The sequence below is a fragment of the Mycobacterium sp. TH-M106 genome (assembly GCF_057473765.1).
In genome coordinates this window covers 1-3,585 of the sequence record NZ_JBYCLE010000206.1, presented here as the reverse complement: position 1 = coordinate 3,585, position 3,585 = coordinate 1, and the positions used below count along the sequence as shown (strand labels likewise).

At 66.6% G+C, this 3,585-nt stretch carries 5 protein-coding genes and 1 pseudogene; 3 read left to right on the top strand and 3 right to left on the bottom strand.

What is annotated here, in order from left to right; translation table 11 throughout:
* Window positions 1-290 (bottom strand): acyl-CoA dehydrogenase family protein (locus AC2VOP_RS07470; protein WP_486960373.1); only part of this gene is annotated, 290 nt, incomplete at its 3' end.
* A gap of 162 nt (window positions 291-452) precedes the next feature.
* Here AC2VOP_RS07470 and AC2VOP_RS07465 point away from each other — a divergent pair.
* Together AC2VOP_RS07465 and AC2VOP_RS07460 are read left to right on the top strand one after the other, a co-directional pair.
* Window positions 453-650, top strand: a complete 198-nt coding sequence (locus AC2VOP_RS07465; RefSeq protein ID WP_486960372.1) for a ferredoxin — start codon at window positions 453-455, stop codon at window positions 648-650.
* 43 nt (window positions 651-693) lie between these two features.
* Window positions 694-1,614: a 3-oxoacyl-ACP reductase gene (locus tag AC2VOP_RS07460; RefSeq protein WP_486960371.1), complete on the top strand. Its 921-nt coding sequence runs from the start codon at window positions 694-696 to the stop codon at window positions 1,612-1,614.
* Here AC2VOP_RS07460 and AC2VOP_RS07455 read toward each other — a convergent pair whose 3' ends face one another.
* Complete coding sequence (locus AC2VOP_RS07455; RefSeq protein ID WP_486960370.1) at window positions 1,615-3,096, bottom strand: alpha,alpha-trehalose-phosphate synthase (UDP-forming); 1,482 nt, start codon at window positions 3,094-3,096, stop codon at window positions 1,615-1,617.
* On the bottom strand, window positions 3,097-3,261 hold the full coding sequence (locus AC2VOP_RS07450) for a hypothetical protein (RefSeq protein WP_486960369.1): 165 nt from the start codon (window positions 3,259-3,261) through the stop codon (window positions 3,097-3,099).
* A 116-nt stretch (window positions 3,262-3,377) separates the two neighbouring features.
* Between AC2VOP_RS07450 and AC2VOP_RS07445 the strand changes: the two are divergent.
* Window positions 3,378-3,585, top strand: a pseudogene (locus AC2VOP_RS07445) (enoyl-CoA hydratase); the annotation flags it as partial.

Sequence of the window (3,585 nt, the reverse complement as noted above, 5' to 3'; positions counted from 1 at the left end):
CTGTTGATGGTCAGAAACGGCACCGGAGCGCCGGCGATCGCCGCCTCGTCGGTGAAGATCAACTGGTCCATCGCCGAGCGGGCCTGGCCGCCGTACTGCGTCGGCCAACCGAGCGCCAGCCACCCGTCGCGGCCCATCTGGGCGACGGTCTCCCGGTACACATTGCCGCTGCCGTACTCGCCGGACATCGAGGTCAGCGCCTCGCGACGGTCGGGGGTGATCAGCTTGGCGAAGTACGACCGCAGCTCCCGACGCAACTCCTCCTGCTCGGGGGTGTAACTGATCCGCATCGCCTGTCCTTGCTGTGGTCCTTACCTAGGTGCTTACCTGGGTCCATTTGTTGTAACACGTTCTAGTCTCCACGATCCAGCCGCCTTCGGCCTCGGCAATCGCGAATGTGGTCGTATGGTGGCAGCAGTGGCCGTATTCAAGGAGCCATAAAGGAGACTGTGATGCGAGTTGAGGTGGACTACGACCGGTGCGAGGGCAACGCCATCTGCGTCGGCATCGACCCCGATGTGTTCGAGCTGAACGACGACGAGCAGTGCAACGTCAAAGTCGCTCCCATTCCGAAGGACAAGGAAACTCACGCCATGCAGGCGATCGCCGAGTGCCCGCGGGCGGCGTTACGCCGGGTGGACGACGAGTAGACGACAAGTCGACAACCAGTAGACAACGAGAGGTATCCCTACATTGACTTCGAGCGACAGCGCCACCGATCTGTCCGGAAAGGTCGCGGTGGTCACGGGTGCAGCCGCCGGTCTGGGTCGCGCCGAGGCGATCGGCCTTGCCCGCGCGGGCGCCACGGTGGTCGTCAACGACATTCCGGCCGCCCTGACGTCCTCCGATGTGATCGACGAGATAGTCGCTGCCGGCTCCAAAGCCGTGGTGGTCGCAGGTGATGTCAGCGAGCGGACGACCGCCGACGAGCTGGTGAGCCGTGCCGACGGGCTGGGCGGGTTGAGCATCGTCGTCAACAACGCGGGGATCACCCGCGACCGGATGCTGTTCAACATGTCCGACGAGGATTGGGATGCGGTCATCGCGGTGCATCTGCGCGGCCATTTCCTGCTGACCCGGAATGCGGCGGCCTACTGGCGCGACAAGGCCAAGCAGGCCGAAGATTCCGGCGGCACCGTCTACGCGCGGCTCGTCAACACCTCGTCGGAAGCCGGCTTGATGGGACCGGTGGGGCAGGCCAACTATGCGGCGGCCAAGGCGGGGATCACCGCGTTGACGTTGTCGGCGGCGCGGGCGCTGGGCCGCTACGGAGTGTGCGCGAACGTGATCTGCCCGCGGGCCCGGACCGCGATGACCGCCGACGTGTTCGGAGCCGCACCGCAGACCGCCGACGGCGAGATCGACCCGCTGTCACCGGAACACGTCGTGTCGCTGGTCCGGTTCCTCGCCTCACCGGCGGCCCGGTCGGTCAACGGCCAGGTCTTCGTCGTTTACGGGCCCGGTGTGACGCTGTTATCGGCGCCCACCGCCGAGCACCGGTTCGTCGCGGACGGCCAGGCGTGGGACCCGGTGAAGTTGAGCGGCACCTTGCAGGACTACTTCGCCGATCGTGATCCGGCGCGGGGGTTCGCGGCAACCGACCTGATGAGTTGATCAGTGCTCTGGCCGGGCACGCGCGTCGGCCAGCGCGTCCAGGAACGACCTCGCCCAGCGGTCCACGTCGTGCACGAGCACCTGGCGCCGCAGCGACCGCATCCGTCGCCGGCCGTCTTCGGCGGACTGATTGACCGCCGCCTCGATGGCGTCCTTGACGCCCTCCAAGTCGTGCGGGTTGACCAGGTAGGCCTGGCGTAACTCCGCTGCGGCACCAGTGAATTCACTGAGCACCAGTGCGCCGCCGAGATCGCTTCGACAGGCCACGTACTCTTTGGCCACCAGGTTCATCCCGTCGCGCAGCGGGGTGACCAGCATGACGTCGCCGGCCACGAAGAACGCGATCAGCTCGTCGCGGGGAATCGGACGGTGCAGGTAGTGCACTACCGGATGGCCGATCTCGCCGTATTCGCCGTTGATGTGACCAACCTGCCGTTCGATATCGTCGCGCAGGGTCTGGTAGCTCTCGACCCGTTCCCGGCTCGGTGTGGCCAGCTGGACCAGCACGGTGTCGTCACGCTTGACGCGGCCCTCGGCGAGCAGCTCGGTGAAGGCCTTCAGCCGGACGTCGATGCCTTTGGTGTAGTCGAGCCGGTCCACGCCGAGCAGAATCTTGCGGGGATTGCCCAGCTCGGCGCGGATCTCTTTGGCCCGCTGCCGAATCCGGCGATCGCGGGCCTTCTGGTCGAGTTCACTCGAGTCGATGGAGATCGGAAATGCGCCCACCCGGACGGTGCGGGACCCCAGCTGCGCTTCACCGAACCGGGACCGCACGCCGACCGATCCCCGGGAGGTGTTGGCACCGGTGAGGCGCCGGGCCAGGAACAGGAAGTTCTGGGCGCCCCCGGCCAGGTGGAACCCGACCAGGTCGGCACCGAGCAGGCCTTCGACGATCTCGGTGCGCCACGGCAGCTGCATGAACAGCTCGACCGGCGGGAACGGTATGTGCAGGAAGAAACCGATGGTCACATCGGGCCGAAACGTGCGGAGCATCTTGGGAACGAGTTGCAGCTGGTAGTCCTGCACCCATACCGTTGCGCCGGGTGCGGCGGCGCGGGAGGCGGCCTCGGCGAACCGGCGGTTGACGTCGACATAGCGGTACCACCATTGCCGGTGATAGATCGGTTTGACGATGACGTCGTGGTACAGCGGCCACAGCGTGGCGTTGGAAAATCCCTCGTAGTACTCGGCGATGTCGGTTGCGCTCAGGGGCACCGGATGCAGCTGCAGCCCGTCGGCCTCGATCGGCTCCCCGGCCGCATCGACATCACCGCCGACATCGATGTTGCCCGGCCACCCCACCCAAGCTCCGCGCCGACGGCGCAGCAGCGGCTCCAACGCCGTGACCAGCCCGCCCGGGCTGCGCTTCCAGGTGGTCGTCCCGTCCGGGTTCCGGTCGATGTCGATGGGCAGCCGGTTGGCGACGACCACGAAGTCGGAATCCCCGTGACTTTCGTCGTCGTGGCCGCCCCCGAGGGTCATCTATGTCTCGGGTTTCGAAGGCCCGATGCCAAGCATCGACAGAAAGACCCGGCACTCGTCGGCGTCGGTCGCGTACGCGGCGACCACTCGCCTGGCTTGGCGTGCGGTGCTGGCGGCCAATGGTTCTACCTCGCCGATCTCGGCCGCGTCAGGTTTAGCAGGCATGACACAACTGTAGCGAAGTACGCCGTGCGTCACAGCCGTACCAGCACCCAGCGGTGACCCAGCGGCGGGTGAGGCCACCGCCGGACGTAGGCTGTGGGGCGCGAACAAGTGAGGTGGTGCCAGTGACAAGTCCCGCAAGCACCGGCGCGGTCACTTCGACCCCCGCTGACCTGGTGGACTACGAAACGCTTGACGACGGCCGCATCGCTCGAATCTGGCTCAATCGACCCGAGGCGCACAACGCGCAGAACCGCACCCTGTTGGTGCAGCTCGACGAGGCGTTCTGCCGGGCCGAGGCCGACGACACTGTTCGGGTGGTGATCC